Raw genomic sequence first — 20,345 nt, forward strand, 5'->3', positions numbered from 1 at the left:
TTAGGACCGGTCTCCCACGACTGCTTGTAGGTAGTGGATGCGGGTGTTGATGTTGATAGCCGTTCGTTTGAATGCTGGATAGCTCTCGGCGCTGTCGGCTGTGGATGGGTCGGGGATGCTCCAGTGGATGTGTCTGGAGTGTCCGTCGAAGTGTGGGCATGTCTCACGGGCTTTGTCGCACAAGGTGATAACGATCGTGAACTCTGCGGTATCGAAGTCGTCGAGATGTCGTGGTAGTTGCCCGGCGATGTCGATGCCGTATTCGCGTTGCAGGACGCGGGCAGTGTTGGGGTGCATATGGTTTCGGGGACGAGTACCCGCGCTGGTGACCTGAAGTCGTCCGTGTGTGTGGTGGCGTAGGAGTGCTTCGGCGATCGCGGAGCGGGCACTGTTACCGGTGCAGACGAACAGCACTGAGGTGCCCGGTGGCGGTGTCGGTGCCGCGCCGCGTGGTTGCATCTGTAGCCCCGGATGGATGGCGGAGCCGGCTGCGGCGAGCTGTTCGCTGCAGCGTTGCAGATCGAGATGGTAGTAGCTGTCGCGGCCGTCGTGGCTACTGCGTGTGCTCGTGATGAGCTCACTTTCGCGTAACGCCCGTAGGTGATAGGAGATCAGGTTTTGGGGGTGCCCGGTGCGGGCCACCAGCTCACGGACTCGGTAGTCGCTGACGGCCAGTTCGTTGATCAGCTGCCAGCGCAGTGGGTGGGCCGCGAGGTGGATGAAGGCGGGAATTGGTTGACATGGCGCTGTCATGACTAGAGAATACGGCATATCCATCAAACCAGATTGATTGATATTCAGGCGTGTTATGCCAGTGAGGATTTGGGATGTCCGATAGATCGGCAGTGCCCGAACCTGTGGCGGATGCCGGGTTGCGTCGTGAGCTGGGTGTGTTCGATGCGGTGATGATCGGGCTGGGTTCGATGATCGGGGCGGGGATTTTCGTGGCGCTGGCTCCCGCGGCCAAGGCTGCTGGGTCGGGTCTGCTGGTGGGGTTGGCGGTGGCGGCGGTGATCGCATACTGCAATGCCACGTCCTCGGCGCGGCTGGCGGCGCTGTATCCGGCATCCGGGGGTACCTATGTGTACGGGCGCGAGCGTCTTGGCCCGTTTTGGGGGTATTCGGCTGGGTGGGGGTTCGTGGTCGGCAAGACCGCCTCGTGTGCGGCGATGGCGCTGACCGTCGGGTTGTACGCCTGGCCGGCGCACGCGCACGCAGTCGCGGTGGCCACGGTGGTAGCGCTCACGGCCGTCAACTATGCGGGGGTGCAGAAGTCGGCGTGGGTGACCCGGGTGATCGTGGCGATAGTGCTGGCGGTGCTGGCCGCGGTGGTCGTCACGGCGTTCAGTGGCAACGGTTTTGGGGCAAGCGGGCTGGATGTGTCGGCGGGCTCGGTCTTCGGGGTGCTGCAGGCCGCTGGGCTGCTGTTTTTCGCGTTCGCCGGATACGCGCGTATCGCCACGCTGGGTGAAGAGGTTCGTGACCCGGCCCGCACCATTCCGCGGGCGATCCCGATTGCGCTGGGGATAGCGTTGGCGGTGTATGCGCTGGTTTCCGTGGCGGCGCTGGATGTGCTTGGTCCGCAGCGGCTTTCCGCGGCAGCGGACCCGCTGGTGCAGGTGGTTCAGGTCGCGGGGGCGAGCTGGCTGGCGCCGGTCGTGCGGGCCGGAGCGGTGGTGGCGGCGATAGGGTCGCTGTTGGCACTGATTTTGGGGGTATCACGCACCTCGTTCGCGATGGCTAAAGACCGGCATCTGCCCACCGTGCTGGCGGCGGTGCATCCACGGTTCGGGGTCCCCTATCGTGCCGAGCTGGTGGTGGGTGCGGTCGTGGCGGTGCTGGCGGCCACCACCGACGTGCGGGGCGCTATCGGTTTCTCCTCGTTCGCGGTGTTGGTCTACTACGCGGTCGCCAACGCCTCGGCCTGGACACTGACACCCGCGGAGGGGCGTCCGCCACGCATCATCCCCGCTGTCGGTCTGGTGGGCTGCGTGGTCATTGCGTTCGCATTGCCGCTGGCCTCGATCCTTGCCGGCGCGGCAGTTCTGGCCGCAGGCGCGATCGCCTACGGCATTCGACGGCCACGCGCCGGCGTGACGGAACGTCGATGAGCCACGGGAGGTTTGCATCATGACAGCTTCGGTGATCCCGGGGTGGCTTGGCCGGTGGTGTCACACCAGCGCACCAGCTGCGACCGTGCTGATTCGTTTCTACGTGGGTGCGGTGTTCGCCGGTGAGGGAGTCTTGAAGTTCCTGCGCCCGGATTCCCTCGGGGTTGGCCGGTTCACAAAAGCCGGTATCCCGGCGCCGGAGTTCTTCGCCGCCCTCGATGGCGTAGTCGAAATCGGCTGTGGGGTACTACTTGTGGTGGGTCTAGCGACGCGGGTGGCGGCGGCTCCGATGATCGTCAACATGGCCGGGGCCCTGCTGATCACGAAAGTGCCGATCTTGTGGGCAGGTTCGGCACTGTTCAAGACCGAGCACGGCTGGTGGGATTTCCTGCACGAGGCCCGCCTAGATATCGCCCAACTGTGCGGCGCTGTCTTCCTGCTGCTGGTCGGCGCCGGAACCTGGTCGCTGGATCACTACCTCACCACCCACACCTCACCTGATCCTGTGACAAGACGGCAGATACAAGGTCCTGAAGGTTGATCGGCGCCGATTCCTGACCTGGAGTGCAGCAGCCGGCCGCGGTGCCGGACCGGATGCAGCCGCCAGAATTCCTCTAGCCCAGCCGATTACACACCACGGATCGGCACAGGACTGGTGGATTTAGCACCGGACAAGGTGGTACCGACCACCCTGTGCAACGGGCAATTCCCGGGCCCGCTGCGGTTCGCCGAAGGCAAACCGGTGACCATCGACGTGCACGACGACACCGGAACCCCGGAACAGCTGCACTAGCACGGCCAGACCTGCCCGCCGACGTCTGCAATTACATTGCGGAGCTGTCAGCGGGGCACTCCGATGGTTGGCCGGGTTGCCGTCACTTGCCACATCCGGCGAGGCAGATCGCCCTCATCGAAGGGTTCAACCTCGTCGAGGAGCCAGCCTTCGGCAAGGGTACTAACGAGCTGGCGTGAAAAGAAGTGCACTGCGAAGCCGCCGTGTTCGAAGATATCGTCGCCGCAGTCCCGCCCGGCCTTGTAGTGGGCGTCGCCGGTGTTTCTGACTGTGTAGACGAGCTTTCCTCCCGGCCTCAGAACACGCCAGATTTCGCCGATGGCATCGTGAATTTCTTTGGTAGATAACGCCATACACAACGCCATGTGCGCATACACGGCGTCAACTGATTCGGTATCGAGAGGGATAGGTTCTCGCAGATCGTGCATGATCTCCGAAATACCGGCCTCAAGACACTGCGCTCTGGCGGCCTGCCCGATCTGGTCCAGCGCCACCTGGCTGAAATCTGTGGCGATCACGGTGAATCCCTCGCGTGCGAAGTAGAGGGCGTCTCGGCCGTGCCCGGCAGCAAGTTCCAGGACACGCTGTGCGCCGGCGGCTTTAAATATTCGCGCAGCGTAACGGGCCGGTTCGGATGGGTCCGCTCCGTACATACTCGGGTGCTGCTGGTAAGTGCCTTGCCAGTGTTCACGTTGCGCCACGGCAAGATCGGGTTGTCGATTGCGCATATGATCACTCACCTCCGTAGGGCGCGTGGTGGGCTGCGCCCGTGGTCACTGTGGGGTTCCAGCGTCGACGGGTAGGTCGTCCAATCGCCATTCGAGCATGCCGTCGCTGAGGCGGATGGCTCGGCGGCCCCGGTCGGTCAACATCGCGACGGCGTCGTAGGCCATGGCGCAGTACTCGCCGCGGCAGTAGACAACGATCTGTGCATCTGTCGGCAGTTCGGTGATCCGTTGGGCGAGTTCGTTGACCGGGATGCAGATTGCACCGGGGATGTGGCCGGCGAGGTATTCCTCGATCGGTCGCACATCCAGGGCCACCGCCTCACCGGACTCGACCAGCCGCACCAGCTCGTCACGCGTGATCTCCGCCGACTCTTGGGTACCCAGATAGGCGTCGCGGGCGTACGGGACCGCGGGCTGATGGGCTTCGGCGACCTTGCGCAGCAGCGCCAGTAGTTGTGCCACATCGTCACCGGCTAACCGGTAATACATCCGTGGTCCGTCGCGGCGCGCCACCACAAAGCCTGCTTGTTTCAGGGTCTGTAGATGCGCCGAGGTGGTGGTCAGGTTCAGCCCGGCGGTTTTCGACAGCGTCTCCACCGTCCGCTCACCTTGGGCCAGCAGATCTAGTAGTTCCAGGCGTTTGCCGCTGGCCAGCGCCTTGCCGCTGGATGCGAACGCCTCGTACAGCGCGGCCTTCTCCGGGCTTTTAACGTGTCCCACTATCGCTCTTTCCATAGATCTTTGGAATATGGTTGTATAGAGTACCGGGTAGTGGTGCGTAAGCGAAGCCTTCCTGGCTCCAGACAACCTGCTTGAAGCGATTCTTGAACAAACCTAGGAGGACGCGATGAGACGGGTATTGACCATTGGATACGGGGCGATCAGCTACCTGATCTTCCTTGCATCATTTCTCTACTCGATTGCATTCGTAGGGAACTTTCTGGTGCCGCGCACCGTCGACAACGGCCTTAACTCCTCTGCCGCAGAAGCTTTCATCGTGAATGTGGTGCTTCTCGGGCTGTTCGCGATACCCCACAGCGTGATGGCCAGACCCGGGTTCAAGCGTTGGTGGACACGGTTCGTACCGTCGACCATTGAGCGCAGCACCTATGTGCTGGCGTCGAGTCTTCTTCTGATCCTTATGTTTTGGCAGTGGCGGACGATGCCCGCCGTGATCTGGGATGTGAGCTGGGCACCGGCACGGATCGGCATACATGCGCTGTTCTGGCTCGGATGGGCCATCGTGCTGGCTTCGACGTTCATGATCAACCATTTCGACCTGTTCGGGCTGCGCCAGGTCTACCTCGCCTGGAGAGGCAAGCCGTACAGCCATCTCGATTTCCGGGTCACCCTGTTCTACCGGCTGGTGCGCCACCCCTTGATGCTCGGTTTCATTATCGCGTTCTGGGCGGCGCCAACCATGACAGCGGGACATCTGCTATTCGCAATAGCCACAACGGCTTACGTCCTGATTGCCCTGCAGTTCGAAGAGCGCGATCTGCGCCAGGATCTCGGCCAGCCCTACGTGGAATACAGCAACCAGGTGCCGATGCTCATACCCGGCGTGCGGCCTCGCAAGCGCCCTGTCACGCTCAGCGCAGACCCTTCGAGTCAATAGGCAGGCTCTAACGGGCCGGCGGCGGCTATCAGGGGTTGTCGTCGGCCGGCACGAGCGCGCCGAGCGTAGCGATGGCCTGGAGCACCTCACCAGAGTTGGGGATAGCTGTAGGATCTGCAATCCACTGGATCATCAGGCCATCGATGATCGCCATCAGCACCGTGACGATCGTCGGCAACGATTCGGGTGGCTCGATATCGGTCCCGGCCAGTGCAGCCCGCGCCAGGTCAACTGAGTGCTGGCGAACCTCGGCGTAACCGGAGGCCAGATGCTCCCGCAGGTCCTGTGAGCGCAGCGCGGGGGCGTAGGACTCGATGCAGGCGTGGACCGAGGGCCGGATCTGCGCGAACGAGTCGACCGTGGCGGCCAGCACTGCCCGGATCTGCTCGTATGGACTGGCGGCCGCGCTCTGGTCAAACGCCTGCTGAACACGCTGGTTCCAGGTGGCGAAGCACTGGCCCAGCGCGGCGTTGAGCAGCGCTTCCTTGCTGCCGAAGTGGTAGTTGATCGATGCGAGATTGGCTCCCGAGGCGCGTGCGATGTCGCGTGAGCTGGTGTTGCCGTAGCCCCGTTCCTGCAGGCAATCAAGAGCACCTTGCACCAGCTTCTCGCGGACGGTGGCCGAATCTTGCATACCCACATACTATCGTGCTAAACAAACGTTTGTGACAAACGTTTGAACATCAATTTGGGAGCGGTTATGGCAAACGAGATTGTGGGTTTCGTCGGCGTGTACAACGGCGACGGCGGGGTACGCGGCGAGCTGGCCTGGGTGCTGGGCAAGCTGCGCGGGACCGCCTCGTGCGCCCTGTGCGACATCACCCATCGCGGGATCCGGTCCAACCCGGAATGGAAGGACCTTGCCTGCACCCTGGGAGTGCCGATCGATCTGGTGCACCGCAATGAGCGGTCCATCGAGATTGAGCGACTCACTGGTGATCTGACTCCCGCGGTGGTGGCCCAGACCACCGATGGTGACTACGTCGTCATGGGGCCCGAAGACTTCACCGGGGCATCCGGTGATGCGGTCGCGTTCGTGCGAACGCTGCGTCAGGCGTGCATGGACAGGGACTTGGTGTGGCCGGGGATTGATGTGGCGGAGCTCGGCGAGTCGGCGCGGTGAGTGCGGCATTGCCTGCGGGGCCGCGGCTGCCGCGATATGTGCAAAGCGTGCTGTACCTGAAGTTCCGGGAACGGTTCCTGCCGGCGATGCGCCGCAAGTACGGCGATGTCTTCTCGCTGCAGGTACCCCCCTACGCGGACAACCTGGTGGTGTTCACGCGCCCCGAGCACATCAGGGAGATCTTCGCCGCCGACCCGAAGGTCCTGCATGCCGGTGAGGGCAACCAGATCCTCAAATTTGCGATGGGCGAGCATTCGGTACTGATCACTGATGAGGACGAGCACGCGCGGATGCGGTCCCTGCTCATGCCCGCTTTCACCGGGGCTGCACTGCGCGGATACCGCGCCATGATCGCCTCCGTTGCGGCCGAACACATCAGTCAGTGGCCCGCCGGGGCAGAGATCAGCGCCCTAGAGCGCATGAACGCTCTGACTCTCGACATCATCCTGCGTGTTGTTTTTGGGGTCGCCGATCCAAAAACCAAGGCCGAGTTATCCACCCGGCTGCAAGCCATTATCAACATCCAACCCGCGATCTTCGCCGGGCTTCCGTATCCGTTCCTCAAGCGTTTCCCGCCCTGGAAAGGTTTCTACGACAACCAGCACAAGATCGACGCCATCTTGTACCGAGAAATTGCTGCACGCCGACTATCTGCGGACCTGCCCGCCCGCAGCGACGTGCTTTCGCGACTGCTTCAGGGCAAGGACCCCGCCGCAGCGCCCTTGACCGATGCCGAACTGCGCGACCAGCTCATCAGCCTGCTATTGGCCGGGCACGAAACCACCGCGGCAGCGCTGTCCTGGACGCTGTGGGAGCTGGCCCAGAACCCGGCGATCCAGGCTGAAGCTGTCGCGGCGGCATCACGCGGCGATGAGCACTACCTGGAAGCTGTGCTCAAAGAAGGGATGCGCCGCCGCACGGTCATCGCGTCCACGGCACGCAAACTGACCATCGACACCGAGATCGGCGGCTGGCGCCTGCCTGCGGGAACGGTGGTGAACACCTCGATCGTCCTGGCGCACGCCAACGAGGAATCCCACCCCAAACCAGCCGAATTCCGCCCCGCCCGCTTCCTGGAAGGCACGGTCGCCGCGAACACCTGGCTGCCGTTCGGCGGCGGCGTACGCCGATGTCTGGGTGCAGGATTCGCCCTCGCCGAAGGCACCGTCATCTTGCAAGAGATCTTCCGGCACTTCACCATCAGCCCCGCCAAACACCACACCGCTGAAACGCCATGGGTCCGCAACATCACCACCGTACCCAAACACGGTGCACGCCTGTGGCTATCACCCTTACACGACAGGATGTCCGTTTAGTGGCTCACGCCGACAACAAAACCTTCGGCCGGGTCAGCAGCTTCAGCGCACGCCGCGCATGGATGGTCGTCGGCGGCTGGATCATCCTGCTCGGCGTGCTCAACGCAGCCATACCTCAGCTCGAACTCACCGTGTCGAAATACTCGGCACCCTTCATGCCCGCGAACCTGGCTGCCGCACAAACCCTTCGCGACATGTCCACCGACTTCGGAGTACCGCAATCAGCCTCAGTAGGCAGCATTGTCCTGGTCGACGAGCACGGTCTGAGCGCCGCCGACCACGAGCTGTGCCGCCAGCTCATCGAGGCCTTGCGCGCCGATCACAAGAACGTCGCCTACGTCCTAGACACCTACAGCAACGACCAGCTCCGCGACATCGCTATCAGTCCGGATGGCAAGGCCATCAACCTGCTCGTCACCGCCACCGGTGAGGTCGGCTCCACCGAGGCTCACCGCAACGTCAACGAAATCCGCAAGACGATCGCCTCCCTGCCCAAACCCGAAGGGGTGCAGATCTATTACACCGGGTTCGCCCCGACACTGGCAGACCTGTTCACCGCCATGGACCGCTCGCTGGTGATCATCACCGGCGTCTCAGTCCTGCTGATCACGATGCTGCTGCTTGCCGTCTACCGCTCACTGGTGCTGGCCTTCATCCCGCTGCTGACCATCGGGGTGTCCCTCGGCGTGGCCCGGCCCATTGTGTCGCTGCTAGGCATCACCGGGACACTGACGGTCTCGAACTTCACCATCGCCCTGATGACTGCGATGGTGCTAGGTATCGGCACCGACTACGCGATCTTCATCCTGGCCAGCTATCACGAAGGGCGCCGCGCCAAACTCGCAGTCCCGGCGGCCCTTCAGCGTGCGGGGCAGAAGATTTCCGGGATCCTGATCGCCTCAGCGGTCACCATCGGCGCCGCGGCCTCTGCCATGGTGTTCGCCCGCATCGGCATGTTCAAATCCTCCGGCCTGCCCATCACTATCGGCGTCGCCATCACCCTGGCGGTATCCACCACCTTGCCGTACGCCCTGCTGTCGATTGCCGGGCAACGCGGATACGCCGAACCACGCGCCCTGAACGAACGCCGCTGGCGCCGCACCGGCGCACGGGTCATCCGCCACTCCGGGCTGCTAGCCACAGCATCCCTGGTGCTGCTAATCGCCGCAGCCAGCGTTCTGGCAACCCTGCGACTGAACTTCGACGAAAACTCGATGCAACTCGGCAACACCGAAAGCACCCGCGGATACGAAAAGGTGTACGCCCACTGGGGCGTCAACGAAGCCGCCCCCGAATACCTGATCATCAAAACCGACCACGACATGCGCAACACCAATGACCTCGCCGCCCTCGACATGATCGCCACCAACCTCGCCAAACTCCCCGAAGTCGCCGTGGTCCGCTCCATCACCCGCCCCAACGGAAAACCTCTCCTACAAACCACGATCGGCCATCAAGTCGGCATCGTTGGTGATCGCCTCGCCGCGGCACAGCAGCAGATCCAACAATCCAACCCCGACCTGGACCGCCTCACCGCAGGGCTAGATCAGCTCCGCAACGGTGCCACCTCGGCCAATACCCAACTGCCGCAACTGCTCACCGGAATCAAACAGGTCGTAGCCCTAGCCAAGGGGGTATTGAGCAGTTACGACACCGCAAGCACCGCGCTGGCCACCGCGACCAACGACCGTGTCGATACCCCACGCGCTATCACTGACCTCAACTCATCGGTCAACCTTCTGGACCTCGCACTTCAAGCCCTCAGTAATAACGACCTCGTCACCGCCGCAGCCAATTCAGTCAACTCTGCTCTGGGCCCAATGCTGGCCCCACAGCCGGCACCCGAATGTAACTCCAATGCCCTGTGCACCCGGGGCCGCGCGGATCTTGCCGACCTGGATGCCATCACCAACGGAGCAGTAACCCGCGCGCTGCGTGACCTGCAGACACTGACCGTGATCCCGCAAGAGGCCATCGACAATCTGCGCGCCGCACTGCCCGGGATCAAAAGCACGTTGACTCAACTGCAGGCGTTGTCAGCACAACTGGGCGGACGCTCACAAGCCCAGGCCTCCGCGCAGCTGACCCAACTCGTGCACGGCGCCGAACAACTCACCACCGGAATGTCCCAACTGGCCACCGGCCTGGGCCGCGTCAAGACCGGCGTCGAACAAGTGGCGACCCAGACAGGCACCCTCGGGGACGGGCTCAAGGAAGCATCGGACTACCTCGACTCCGTCAGCACCCACACCTCCGGCGGACCCGGAGCAGGCTACTACCTACCGCCGCAAGGATTCTCCGACAAGAACTTCCAGGCCGGCCAAAAACTGATGTTCTCCGGCGACGGGAAAGTCGCCCGCATGGTCGTGGTCTGGAAAGTCAACCCGTACAGCGCACAAGCCCGCGACGGCGCAGTACAACTGGTCAAAACCGCCACACTCGCCGCAACCGGAACCACACTGCAGAACGCGCACATCGCCACCACCGGCATCGCATCCATATCAACCGATATGCAAACCCAAGTCTGGCGCGACTTCTTCACCTTCAGCACCGTCGCGGTCCTGGGCATCCTGCTCGTCATGGCACTCCTGCTGCGCAGCATCCTGGCCCCCGCCTTCATGGTTGCGATGGTCACGCTCTCCTTCGCCGCAGCCGCAGGCGTCAGCGTGCTGATCTGGCAGCACCTCATCGGAATCGACCTCGACTTCACCGTCCTGCCCGTGTCATTCATGGCACTGGTGGCAGTCGGAGCCGACTACAGCATGCTGTTCGCCTCCCGGATCCGCGAAGAATCCCAAGACGGCATGGTCCGCGGAATCCTGCGAGGCTTCGCCAGCACCGGCTCGGTCATCACCACCGCCGGAATCGTCTTCGCGCTCACCATGTTCGCCCTCATGAGCGGAAGCGTCATCCACCTGCTCCAAATCGGATTCACCGTCGGCATCGGCCTGCTCCTAGACATCACCATCGTGCGAACAATCCTCGTACCCGCAGCCATGACCCTCATCGGAAACCACATCTGGTGGCCCAACACGACGCAAGCGCCAGCTCAGAGGTAAGGACCGCTACTCGGTCAACACTGATTGGACGAAGGGCAGCATGACGAATCCATCTGCACAAGCGAACGGCATCGTTGTCTATTGGCGGCCCGGATGCCCGTACACGATCAAGCTACGAACTCAGCTGCGCCTGACCCGGCTGGACTACACCGAGGTCAATATCTGGGAATCACCGGACGCGGCAGCATACGTACGCTCAGTTGCCGACGGCAACGAGACAGTACCGACAGTCGACGTGGCAGGCCATCCCATGGTCAACCCGTCACTGCGCCAACTGCTATCGGCGGTACGTGAACACGCACCGCATGCACTCAGGCGCTAACTTTTCGGACATTCCTATCGACTACGCAGACCACCCCTGGTGGGACTGTCTGAAAAACGGTGGATCTGACTTGGTTCAACACGCCGGGCGTTGCTTGGCGGGAAGGACTGATGATGACCGAAACCATGGATGACATGGCGAATCAGATTGATACCGCGGCGGTGGCCGCGCAGTTGCTGGCCCAAGCCAGCGAGCAGGGTGTGGAGCTGGTCGGCCCGGACGGGTTGCTCAATGCGCTCACCAAACAGGTGTTGGAGTCCGCGCTGCAAGCGGAGATGGATGAACACCTGGGCTATGAAAAACACCAGGTGGCGGGCCGTAATGGCGGGAACTCCCGCAACGGGGTCCGCGAGAAAACGGTGCTGACCGAGATCGGGCCGGTGCAAATCGAGGTGCCCCGCGATACCGACGCCCGCTTTGATCCGAAGATCGTCCGGAAACGCCAGCGCCGGCTGACCGGGATCGATCAGATCATCTTGTCCCTGACCGCCAAAGGGCTGACCACCGGCGAAGTCGCCGCTTATTTCGGTGAGGTCTATGGTGCTGACGTCTCGAAGGACACGATCTCGAAGATCACCGATAAGGTGGTCGGAGAAATGGCCGAATGGGCAGGGCGGCCACTAGATTCGGTGTATCCGGTGATGTTCATCGACGCTATCCACGTCAAGATCCGCGACGGCCAGGTCGCCAACCGGCCGGTCTATGTCGCCATCGGCGTCACCACCGCAGGTGAACGGGACATCCTGGGCTTGTGGGCCGGGGACGGCGGTGAAGGCGCCAAATACTGGCTTGCTGTCTTGACCGAGATCAAGAACCGTGGCACCGCCGATGTGTGCATCGTGGTCTGTGACGGACTCAAAGGCTTACCCGAGTCGATCAACACTGTCTGGCCCGCTGCTGTGATCCAGACCTGCGTTATCCATTTGATCCGCAATACCTTTCGCTACGCATCCCGCAAATACTGGGACGAGATGGCCCGCGATCTGCGGCCGGTCTACACCGCAGCGACCGAGGCCGCGGCCAAAGAACGCTTCGTCGAGTTCAGCGGCAAATGGGGCCAACGCTATCCGGCGATCATGCGACTCTGGGAGAACGCCTGGAGCGAGTTCGTGCCGTTCCTGGACTACGACACCGAGATCCGGCGAGTCATCTGCTCCACGAACGCTATCGAATCGGTCAACGCCCGCTACCGCCGGGCAATCCGCGCCCGCGGTCATTTCCCCACCGAGCAAGCAGCTCTCAAGTGCCTGTATCTGGTCACCCGATCACTAGACCCCACCGGCAAAGGTAGGGCACGATGGGCCATGCGGCGGAAACCAGCTTTGAACGCATTCGCTATCGCGTTCGAAGGCCGGATTACCCCGGCAGCGAATAACTAACCATGCCAAGCAGATCCACCGTTAATCTGACAGACCCCCATAGAGCGACCGTCCAATTTCGTGGGGCGCTGCGGTGCCGGTCTGAATTGTTGCGGCGCGGGCGCTTTCACGTGCAAGTCACGCGAGAGGGCCTTGCCGACTATCTGGGCGGCAGTCAGTCAGGATACTGACAGCATGAGCAGTTACTACTGCTTGCGGGGCTCAGCTCGGCGGCGGGCAGCAATGTGAGTGCCGGCAGGGGCGCCGCGGCCGGTGTTCGGGCGGGGGGCGCGCAGCACGAGTCCGTCGGTGCTGCCGGCGCCTCGACGGCGACGTGATGTGCCCCGGGGTTACCGGCGGCGGCTGGGTCAGACCGGGCAGGGGGCGGGTGCGGGCGGCGCGGATTGCGTTGAGGATGACAAGCACTTCGGCGGATTCGTGGATGAAAACCACAGTGGCCAGCCCCAATACGCCGAATGCGGCCAGGGGAATGAGGATAGCGATGATCGCAAGGGAGAGCCCAATGTTTTGCACCATGATGCGGCGGGCCCGCCGAGAATGAGCCAGCACCTGGGGTAGGTGGCGCAGGTCGTTGCCCATCAACGCGACATCGGCGGTTTCGATAGCGACATCGGTGCCCATGGCACCCATGGCGATTCCGATGTCTGCGGTGGCCAGCGCGGGCGCATCGTTGACACCGTCGCCGACCATGGCGATCGCTCGGCCACGGGCAAGCTCGGGCAGCAGCCGTGCCTTGTCCTCGGGTAGCAGCTCGGCGTGGACAATGTCGATGCCTGCGGCGGCGGCCAGACTCTGGGCTGTGCGTTGGTTGTCTCCGGTGAGCATGGCCGGTTCAATACCGATGCGGCGCAGCAGTGCAACTGCCTCGGCCGCCTCGGGCCTGAGCTCGTCACGAACTGCGATGGCTGCCAGCAGCTTTGTGTCACGTTCTAGCAGGACCACCGTCGCGCCGGAATTCTGGAGGCGATCGACGTGCTGCGCCAGCGGGCCCGCCGAAATCCAGCCGGGCTTGCCCAGTCGCAACATCGAGTTCCCCAGGCGTCCACTGATGCCATGTCCGGCTACAGCCACAACATCTTCGGCAGGGCGCACGCCCGGCCCCGCAGCAGCCAGGATGGCCTGAGCCAAGGGATGTTCACTGCGCATTTCCAGCGCCGCTGCACTGTGCAGCGCCTCGACCGGCGTAACGCCTTCGGTGGTGACTGTATCGACGACCTGGGGCTCATTGCGGGTCAAGGTTCCCGTCTTGTCGAGAGCGATCACTTTGACGCGGCCCAGTTCCTCGACTGCCGCCCCACCCTTGACCAGGGCGCCCTGGCGGCTAGCGGCGCCGATCGCGGCGACCACGGTCAACGGCACGGCGATGGCCAGCGCACACGGCGATGCGGCCACAAGCACCACCAGGGCACGTTCGAGCCATAGCATCGGATCCCCCAACAGAGCACCGATTCCGGCCACTGCCACCGCCAGGATCATGATTGCCGGAACTAAGGGGCGTGCGATGCGGTCGGCCAAGCGCTGCCCAGCACCCTTGCGTTCTTGGGCTTCCTCCACGATGTGCACGATGCGGGCCAATGAGCTCTCACCGGCCCGGGACGTTACTTCCACCTCGATCGCCCCACCGCCATTGATCGCGCCGGCGTATACATCTGATCCTGGTCCGGCTTCCACCGGAACCGACTCACCGGTGATCGCCGACAAATCCAGGCTAGTGCGGCCGGACCTGATCACCCCATCGGTAGCCGCCCGCTCTCCTGGGCGCAAGATCATCGTCTCACCAACCACCAGATCATCTGGTACCACTGTGATTTCGCGGTCGCCGCGCCGCACCGACACCGCCGGGGGCACCAGGGAAAGCAGCGAGCGCAAGCCACGGCGGGTCCGGGTCACCGCGTAGTGCTCAAGACCCTCCGCAATCGAGAACAAGATGCCCAGCATCGCGGCCTCGGCGATCTGCCCGAGGGCCACCGCACCGATCGCCGCGATCGTCATCAGTGTCCCCACCCCGATTCGACGGTGCCGCAGACTCCGCAGCGCACCGGGGACAAACGTGGCCGCACCGACAAGAGCCGCAACCAATTCGAGCACCTGTGAGGCGGTCCCATAACCGGACCGGCCGAGCCCCCATCCGGTCATCAGCAACACAGCGGCCAGCGCCGCCAGCTGCAGTTCACGCACCTGCCACAGTTGACGCGGACCTGAATCTGGTTCGGCAACAACAGCACCGCCGCCGGGGTCGCAGCACGTATCAGACATGCCTGTCCCCTTTACCTGAGGCCGCAGTACCAACCGACGCAACAACCGTCTCAGTGAGGACCCGGCCCCGCTCAGTGAGCCGATAGATCACTAACCGGCCCTGCCGACGCGAGAACACCATCCCCGCAGTCTTGAGCTGACGAAGATGATGAGACACCAGACCCTGGCCTTGCCCAACGACCCAAGCCATATCGCAGACACACAACTCCTCACCACGCAGCAGCGCCATCGCGATCATTAACCGCGTCGGATCACCCAATGCCCGCGCACCGGCCGCAGCTGACTCCATCCACTCAGGCCGCGGCAACGACTCACGGATCGATTCAGCTTGGGGAAGATCCAGGCACAACAGGTCACACGAATCAACGGTGGACTCTTTCATACTCATATACTAACGAATGTCGATATAAAGATGAAAGGCCCGCTCGTCACCCAACGAATGCCCTCAATTCGGCCGGCCCGAGTCCACGCCCGAGCCTCGTGGGGAACATAGCTACAGATAACACTGACCCCGACGACGGATACCGTGCCTCGAAAATACCTCAGTAACAGTGGGATACACCCCATGAGCCATTACAGATAAATTGCGCTGGAGGCGGGTGGTCGTCGGCGTCCCATATGGAGCATGGTGGGCCACCCTGTCGTTGGTGAGGTCCGAGTCCAGGTCGTGGGCCGCGGACCTGGACGGACGTTCATTTTGACTGGGATGGCCCCGATACAGGACCTGCCACCGGACTGACTGCCCGACCATCAAAACTGTTGTCCGAGGCCTGGCTACCGTCAACGGCCTTGCATCGAGGGTGATTTGGTTTGGCTGTCGCGGACCGAAACTTGAGAAGCCTGATACCGGCTTTCATGCCGGCGGGTGCGTCACGATCTCGCCATCCTCGTTGAGAACCGCGACCCGAAGCCCTTCTTTCCGTAGCTCATCCTGCAAGTTCATGGCTGCAATCCGACGATCGAGTTCAACCTCAGTCTCAGCGTTGAAAATCGCACCTTCCTCAGAGTTGAGGTTTTGTAGGCTCAGCCTGCCTGCCAGCGCAGCATCGACTCGTTGACGTGAAGTCGTCTGCTGACCACCCACCTCGCGGCCGGGGGGATCTAAACGATCGTCACGATGGCTGGTCTCGTGCCGTCGAGAGTGGTCATCTGTATCTGCCACAGGCCACCTCCAAATCCCTTGCGATGCTGGGATATGACGTTACATGCCATGTCGGTAGCGAGAGTGGAACGTTCGAATCGGACGTCAAACGCGATCATCCTTCCCCGCGATGTCGGATCTGACGACTATTCTGAGACGCCAGCTAGGGGAGGGTGTGATGGCCAAGATATGGAAGGCTCAGCGGCGAGCAGGGGCCGTGAAGGCGGCACAGGGCAGCTCCGAGTTCGAAGATTCGCATAATACGAGTGCGACTGCACCGCCTGGCCATGTCCCGCTGAATACTGACCGGGAGATCCGGCTCATCGAGGAGGACACGCTGGGTCGGGCAGCGTTCGCGCGCCGCATCACCAAGCGGATTGTGTCGGCCGCCGGTGAACCCAGCGTGGTCTTCGGGCTCGCTGGCCCGTGGGGATCAGGCAAGACCTCGGTGGTCTACATGATCAGTCATATTCTGCAACAAGAGCATTCGGAGCAATGGTCGGTCGCGTGGTTCACGCCCTGGTCAACCTCCACCGTGGATTCACTGACCGACGAGTTCTATCGGTCGGTCGCCTCAGCGATGCCTGCAACCGAGGACGGTGGCAAAGCGCGCGAACACTTGATAGCGATGGCACCGGCAGTAGCCGGCGCGGTCCTCAAGGCTGGATTCCGTGCACTAATTGACCGGTACATGGGTGAAGGCGCAACCGCCGACATCGGCGGCGCGTTCACTGACGCAGTGGCCGAGAGCGCCGGTGAACTGAAATTCGATCCGGACCCGTTCATGGCCCGATTCGACAAGGCCTCCGACGCGATAAAAGCGGCAGGCCGGAACGTGCTCGTCGTCGTTGATGACGTAGATCGGCTGCATGCCGACGAACTGCTGACGGTACTCAAAGCGGTACGGCTGCTCGGGCGCTTTGACTGTGTGCACTACCTGCTGGCGTATGACGAGGAAACGCTCCTAGATGTCCTTGAGGCCTCCGATATCGCCCATGGAGAACGGGGTCGTGCGAACGCCTACCTGGAGAAAATCGTTCAGTACCCGTACATGTTGCCGCCGCTGCAGGAAGCGCAGATCGACGCCGCGCTACGAAAATCCCTAACTGGGCTGGCGCAGACACACAGAATTCGCCTCACTGACGACGCCTCGGCGTGGACTCACCCGGTAGAGATCGCGATCGACGGCATCCCCGAGATGTATCGACGCCGCTTTACCTTGCGCACGATCAACAGGCTCACCAGTCAAGCCGATGTCTTGCTCAACCTCGTTGATGCCGGCGAGATCGACTTCATCGACGCGGTCTTGATCACGTACCTGCGGCTCCACCATCGTGCGATCTATGAACGGCTTCCGCGTTGGCGTGCTGACCTGGTCTCCTCGCCGCAGCAGACTGTCTACTTCTCGGGCAGGGATGAGAAAGTCAATTGGACGCAACGTATTTCCGATGTACTCGGCGAAAAAGCCAACTCAGAGGAAGTGAAGTCACTGGTCAGACTGCTCACTGAGATATTCCCCCGCGTGGGGCTACGTTTGAGCGCCACGACTCTCAAGTCGTGTCCCGCCAGCGGCCCTGACTACTTCGCCCGGTACCTGGCGTTCACCATTCCGGTGGGCGATGTGGCCGATGCCGACATCCGCGAGGAAGTGGATTGCCTCTGTCGGCGCGGGGAGCTCCCCGCCTCATCGCTAATCGCCGCCATGCTGGCCAGCGACTCATCGCAGGGGCTGCTTATCCGTAAGTTCAACACCTGTCTTGACGCGGTAGCCAAAACTGCATGGACCCAGGCAGCCCAAGCGGCCCGGCATCTGAGCACGTTAAGTCGTCGCAATGGGCCGGTGGTTCGGCCCTCAATGGGGTACGCCTACATGCTCAATGTTCTGGTTGAACAGGCGATCCTGGCCGCGCCCACTCCACTGGAAGCGCGTCAGTTTGTGGATATGTACACAGATGATTACGGAATCCGTTATACCGCAGCGGTATTGACTGGTACGAGACAAGACTTGGAGACCGAGGTCGGACGTGCCAACTACGAACAAGTTGTCGCGGCTCGTGCAGGTTTGCGAGATCGAATCACCGCGGCCTGTATTGCCGATCTGTCGAGCACGATTGACCTCAACGACCTCGCAGCAGTGACGATCATGCGGATAGCAGGCTTCCTGGACAACGAGCAATGGGATGAGTTGGCCAGTACAGCAAAGCAACTGATCGCCGACGGTGCCACACCATGGGAGCTAGCCGGCCGGTTCGTCGGTCCATCCCCGCACCTGGATGAAGCCCATGCCCTGTTCTGGAACATCTTCGAGCGTGTTGTCCCTTTTGTCGATTGGCAGAACTGCACCATCCCGCCGATTGGCCCACCCGACGACACCTCCGCTACGGGTACGACACAGACACCCGAAGAAGATCTAGCGGAGCGGATCGCCTACGCGGCAAATGTAATGAATGCCAAGGCGGCCGAGCTTGGGCCCGCACCTGCTATCACCGATCAACCCAACAACCAGCTAGTCACCGAGTAAGACTTACAGTAGCCAGGCCACCGCACCCAAATAGTGGACTGCTGCCCGAACTTCATAGAACCTGTCGCATTGTTGGGCGGGCTCTTTTGTGTGATCAACCCCGGACGAGTCATCGAACGTATGTTGATGACTCGTCGGATCCGCCAGGGGTGAAGGTTCTACACCGGGTGGACCGCCCGGTCGTGATCTACACGCACCAGGTCTGGCTCGCGGATCGAATCGCGGCAGCCTGGCCGCCAGGCGGCCTGGGTCCGTCTCTACACATTGGAGTGGCTCGCGCTCGTCTTCGCCGAAGTTGAGACCGCGGGCGGCCGATCCAAGCTCACCCTCCAGTTGTGGCTGCAGCGGCACATGTTCAGGGCCGTCTGATGGTCGAGCTCCACTTCGACACCGGACCGGCATCGGGCAGACCGGTGAACGAAGGCAGATCCCCGAACTTCGTGGCACTGTGCGGTGCACTGCCTGACACATGGATTATGTCGCTGAGCACATAAGACGGACTCTGACCCCTACGAAAGGTGGGTTACCGGGGACTCGATTGTCAGTGCGCTCACCAATATCATCACGCGCGCGCTCAACACCGCTGTTTAGCCGACGACACCGGAGCCGTTACCGTCGAGGCCGCATTCGGCATCGCGGCATTGGTGGCGGTACTCGTGTTGTGTTCTGCGGGTATTCAGGCAGTTTCGATGCAGGTGCGCTGTGTGGACGCCTCTCGTGAGGCGGCACGGTTGGTCGCACGGGGTGACGAAAGTGGTGGGCGAGGGGTCGCGCGCCGCCTTGCTCCCCGAGGTGCGGTGGTCGAGATTCGGCATGACGGTGACTACGTGGTGGCGCGGGTTACCGCGAGAAGTCGGATACTGCCTGCCATTACGATTGCCGCCGAATCGGTTTCGGCGATGGAACCCGAGGGCTGAGGAAGGCTCGGCGTCCATCGTCGCGGCGGCGATGATGGCAGTGCTGTTGGCGCTGACCGCAGGGGGCGTCGCGGTGGGCTCGGCGGTGGTGGCGCGGCATCGCGCGCAGGCCGCCGCTGACCTATCTGCGCTGGCCGGTGCACAGCGTGCGCTGTACGGCACGCCTTCCGCCTGCGCGAAGGTGGCCGTTGTTGCCCGGAGGATGGGTGCAACCGTCAACAGCTGCGTAGTTGAGGATCTGGATATTGTTGTGGGGGTGAGTGTTCCGGTGATATTGGGCCGGTTCGGTGTGGGTCCAGCCCGGGCGGCGGCCCGTGCGGGACCGGTCACCGACGGCGGATGACGGTGGTGCTGATCAGCGTTTGCTTGTCGATTGCGGTGAATCGAGATACGGAGCCACTGCGGCGTAGAAGATTTCGACGTAGATGTCGATCATGTGTTGGCGGTCCAGGTCGGGGCGGGACTGCCACCAATGTCCGAGACGCTCTGCTGCACCGGACATGGCGTGTGAGAGTCCTTCGGCGAAAAGCTTGGGTACGTCGGGATGATCCTTGGTGATCAGCGTGTAGGTCGTCTCGATGTTGTCCAACCGCAAGGCGGAGAGTTCTTCTCGCGACTCGGCGGGCAGCACCGCGGCGCTGCCGTAAATGAGCTCCCACCGCTCGGGATGAGTCTCCAAGAGCTCAAAGAACACGTCGGCGGCAGTGGCGAACTGCTCGCGCACGGTCAGCGTGGGATCTACCTGCTGTATCAGCGTCTGCGCGAAGTCCGCCTGTGCGCGCCGCGCGCACGCCAGATATGCGCCGTCTTTGGTTGTGAAGTGACGGTAGGCGATCGGCTTGGTGACGCCCGCTGCCTGGGCGATATCACCCAATGACACGGCGGCGAAACCGCGCTCGAAGAACAACTGCTCGGCGGTGTCCAGCAGGTGCTCGCGGCGCTCCGCCCACGGCCGACGCGAGCTCACGCCGGACGTTGAGGCTGCCTCCATGACTCGACAGTCTAGCCGACTTGTTACTCTCGGTAACAAGAGCTATGTTACCAAAGGTAACAACGACGAC

The 20,345-nt window shown here is 62.5% G+C and carries 18 protein-coding genes and 2 pseudogenes; 13 read left to right on the forward strand and 7 right to left on the reverse strand.

Annotation, left to right across the window (positions count from 1 at the left end; all coding sequences use genetic code 11):
* Positions 1-753, reverse strand: a complete 753-nt coding sequence (locus MSTE_RS02025) for an arsenate reductase/protein-tyrosine-phosphatase family protein (protein WP_096498563.1) — start codon at positions 751-753, stop codon at positions 1-3.
* A 74-nt stretch (positions 754-827) separates the two neighbouring features.
* Here MSTE_RS02025 and MSTE_RS02030 point away from each other — a divergent pair, with 74 nt between their 5' ends.
* From MSTE_RS02030 to MSTE_RS24875, 3 genes are all read left to right on the forward strand, one after another.
* Positions 828-2,111: an APC family permease gene (locus MSTE_RS02030; protein ID WP_096498565.1), complete on the forward strand. Its 1,284-nt coding sequence runs from the start codon at positions 828-830 to the stop codon at positions 2,109-2,111.
* A 19-nt stretch (positions 2,112-2,130) separates the two neighbouring features.
* The gene (locus tag MSTE_RS02035; RefSeq protein ID WP_096498567.1) at positions 2,131-2,652 is read left to right on the forward strand and encodes a DoxX family protein; all 522 of its coding nucleotides are present in this window, start codon (positions 2,131-2,133) and stop codon (positions 2,650-2,652) included.
* A 114-nt stretch (positions 2,653-2,766) separates the two neighbouring features.
* A complete protein-coding gene (locus MSTE_RS24875) occupies positions 2,767-2,904 on the forward strand; it encodes a cupredoxin domain-containing protein (RefSeq protein ID WP_157997609.1) in 138 nt (45 codons plus the stop codon).
* Between the two features lie 47 nt (positions 2,905-2,951).
* Here the strand turns inward: MSTE_RS24875 and MSTE_RS02040 are convergent, their stop codons facing one another.
* Positions 2,952-3,632, reverse strand: coding sequence for a class I SAM-dependent methyltransferase (locus MSTE_RS02040; RefSeq protein ID WP_096498569.1), 681 nt, complete (start codon positions 3,630-3,632; stop codon positions 2,952-2,954).
* Between the two features lie 45 nt (positions 3,633-3,677).
* Positions 3,678-4,352: an ArsR/SmtB family transcription factor gene (locus MSTE_RS02045; protein ID WP_231896970.1), complete on the reverse strand. Its 675-nt coding sequence runs from the start codon at positions 4,350-4,352 to the stop codon at positions 3,678-3,680.
* Between the two features lie 127 nt (positions 4,353-4,479).
* On the opposite strand from MSTE_RS02045, the gene mddA reads away from it, so the two are divergent.
* Positions 4,480-5,250: a methanethiol S-methyltransferase gene (gene mddA, locus MSTE_RS02050; protein WP_096498573.1), complete on the forward strand. Its 771-nt coding sequence runs from the start codon at positions 4,480-4,482 to the stop codon at positions 5,248-5,250.
* Between the two features lie 28 nt (positions 5,251-5,278).
* Here mddA and MSTE_RS02055 read toward each other — a convergent pair whose 3' ends face one another.
* Positions 5,279-5,884 carry a TetR/AcrR family transcriptional regulator gene (locus MSTE_RS02055; protein ID WP_096498575.1) on the reverse strand — a complete coding sequence of 202 codons (606 nt, stop codon included), beginning with the start codon at positions 5,882-5,884 and terminating at the stop codon, positions 5,279-5,281.
* Positions 5,885-5,950: 66 nt separating this feature from the next.
* Between MSTE_RS02055 and MSTE_RS02060 the strand changes: the two genes are divergently transcribed.
* The 5 genes from MSTE_RS02060 (at position 5,951) to MSTE_RS02080 (ending at position 12,449) form a co-directional block, all read left to right on the forward strand.
* Entirely contained in the window at positions 5,951-6,373 is a 423-nt protein-coding gene (locus MSTE_RS02060) for a hypothetical protein (protein ID WP_096498577.1), read from the forward strand.
* Positions 6,370-7,689 (forward strand): cytochrome P450, encoded by a 1,320-nt coding sequence (locus MSTE_RS02065; RefSeq protein ID WP_096498579.1) that lies wholly within the window; start codon positions 6,370-6,372, stop codon positions 7,687-7,689. The genes MSTE_RS02060 and MSTE_RS02065 overlap by 4 nt, the downstream gene beginning before the upstream one ends.
* Positions 7,653-10,748 (forward strand): MMPL family transporter, encoded by a 3,096-nt coding sequence (locus MSTE_RS02070; protein WP_408645842.1) that lies wholly within the window; start codon positions 7,653-7,655, stop codon positions 10,746-10,748. The genes MSTE_RS02065 and MSTE_RS02070 overlap by 37 nt, the downstream gene beginning before the upstream one ends.
* A 40-nt stretch (positions 10,749-10,788) precedes the next feature.
* Entirely contained in the window at positions 10,789-11,070 is a 282-nt protein-coding gene (locus MSTE_RS02075; protein ID WP_096498583.1) for a glutaredoxin domain-containing protein, read from the forward strand.
* 134 nt (positions 11,071-11,204) lie between these two features.
* The gene (locus MSTE_RS02080) at positions 11,205-12,449 is read left to right on the forward strand and encodes an IS256 family transposase (RefSeq protein WP_408645843.1); all 1,245 of its coding nucleotides are present in this window, start codon (positions 11,205-11,207) and stop codon (positions 12,447-12,449) included.
* A 154-nt stretch (positions 12,450-12,603) separates the two neighbouring features.
* On the opposite strand, the pseudogene MSTE_RS02085 reads toward MSTE_RS02080, so the two are convergent.
* Positions 12,604-14,705 (reverse strand): annotated as a pseudogene (locus MSTE_RS02085) (heavy metal translocating P-type ATPase).
* Positions 14,698-15,087, reverse strand: coding sequence for an ArsR/SmtB family transcription factor (locus MSTE_RS02090; protein ID WP_096505325.1), 390 nt, complete (start codon positions 15,085-15,087; stop codon positions 14,698-14,700). Before MSTE_RS02090 ends, MSTE_RS02085 begins: the two are co-directional and overlap by 8 nt.
* Positions 15,088-16,024: 937 nt before the next feature.
* Here MSTE_RS02090 and MSTE_RS02100 point away from each other — a divergent pair.
* From MSTE_RS02100 to MSTE_RS02110, 4 genes and pseudogenes are all read left to right on the forward strand, one after another.
* Positions 16,025-18,367, forward strand: coding sequence for a KAP family P-loop NTPase fold protein (locus tag MSTE_RS02100; RefSeq protein ID WP_157997610.1), 2,343 nt, complete (start codon positions 16,025-16,027; stop codon positions 18,365-18,367).
* A 522-nt stretch (positions 18,368-18,889) separates the two neighbouring features.
* A pseudogene (locus tag MSTE_RS25400) lies at positions 18,890-18,958 on the forward strand (DUF4244 domain-containing protein); the annotation flags it as partial.
* A gap of 41 nt (positions 18,959-18,999) precedes the next feature.
* On the forward strand, positions 19,000-19,284 hold the full coding sequence (locus tag MSTE_RS25405; RefSeq protein ID WP_269458240.1) for a TadE family type IV pilus minor pilin: 285 nt from the start codon (positions 19,000-19,002) through the stop codon (positions 19,282-19,284).
* Positions 19,181-19,627, forward strand: coding sequence for an Rv3654c family TadE-like protein (locus tag MSTE_RS02110; RefSeq protein ID WP_096498591.1), 447 nt, complete (start codon positions 19,181-19,183; stop codon positions 19,625-19,627). The genes MSTE_RS25405 and MSTE_RS02110 overlap by 104 nt, the downstream gene beginning before the upstream one ends.
* Before the next feature lie 12 nt (positions 19,628-19,639).
* On the opposite strand, the gene MSTE_RS02115 is transcribed toward MSTE_RS02110, so the two are convergent.
* On the reverse strand, positions 19,640-20,275 hold the full coding sequence (locus MSTE_RS02115; RefSeq protein ID WP_096498593.1) for a TetR/AcrR family transcriptional regulator: 636 nt from the start codon (positions 20,273-20,275) through the stop codon (positions 19,640-19,642).
* Positions 20,276-20,345: the final 70 nt, after the last annotated feature.

Source organism: [Mycobacterium] stephanolepidis (genome assembly GCF_002356335.1).
In the GTDB taxonomy this organism is placed as follows: Bacteria; Actinomycetota; Actinomycetes; order Mycobacteriales; family Mycobacteriaceae; genus Mycobacterium; species Mycobacterium stephanolepidis.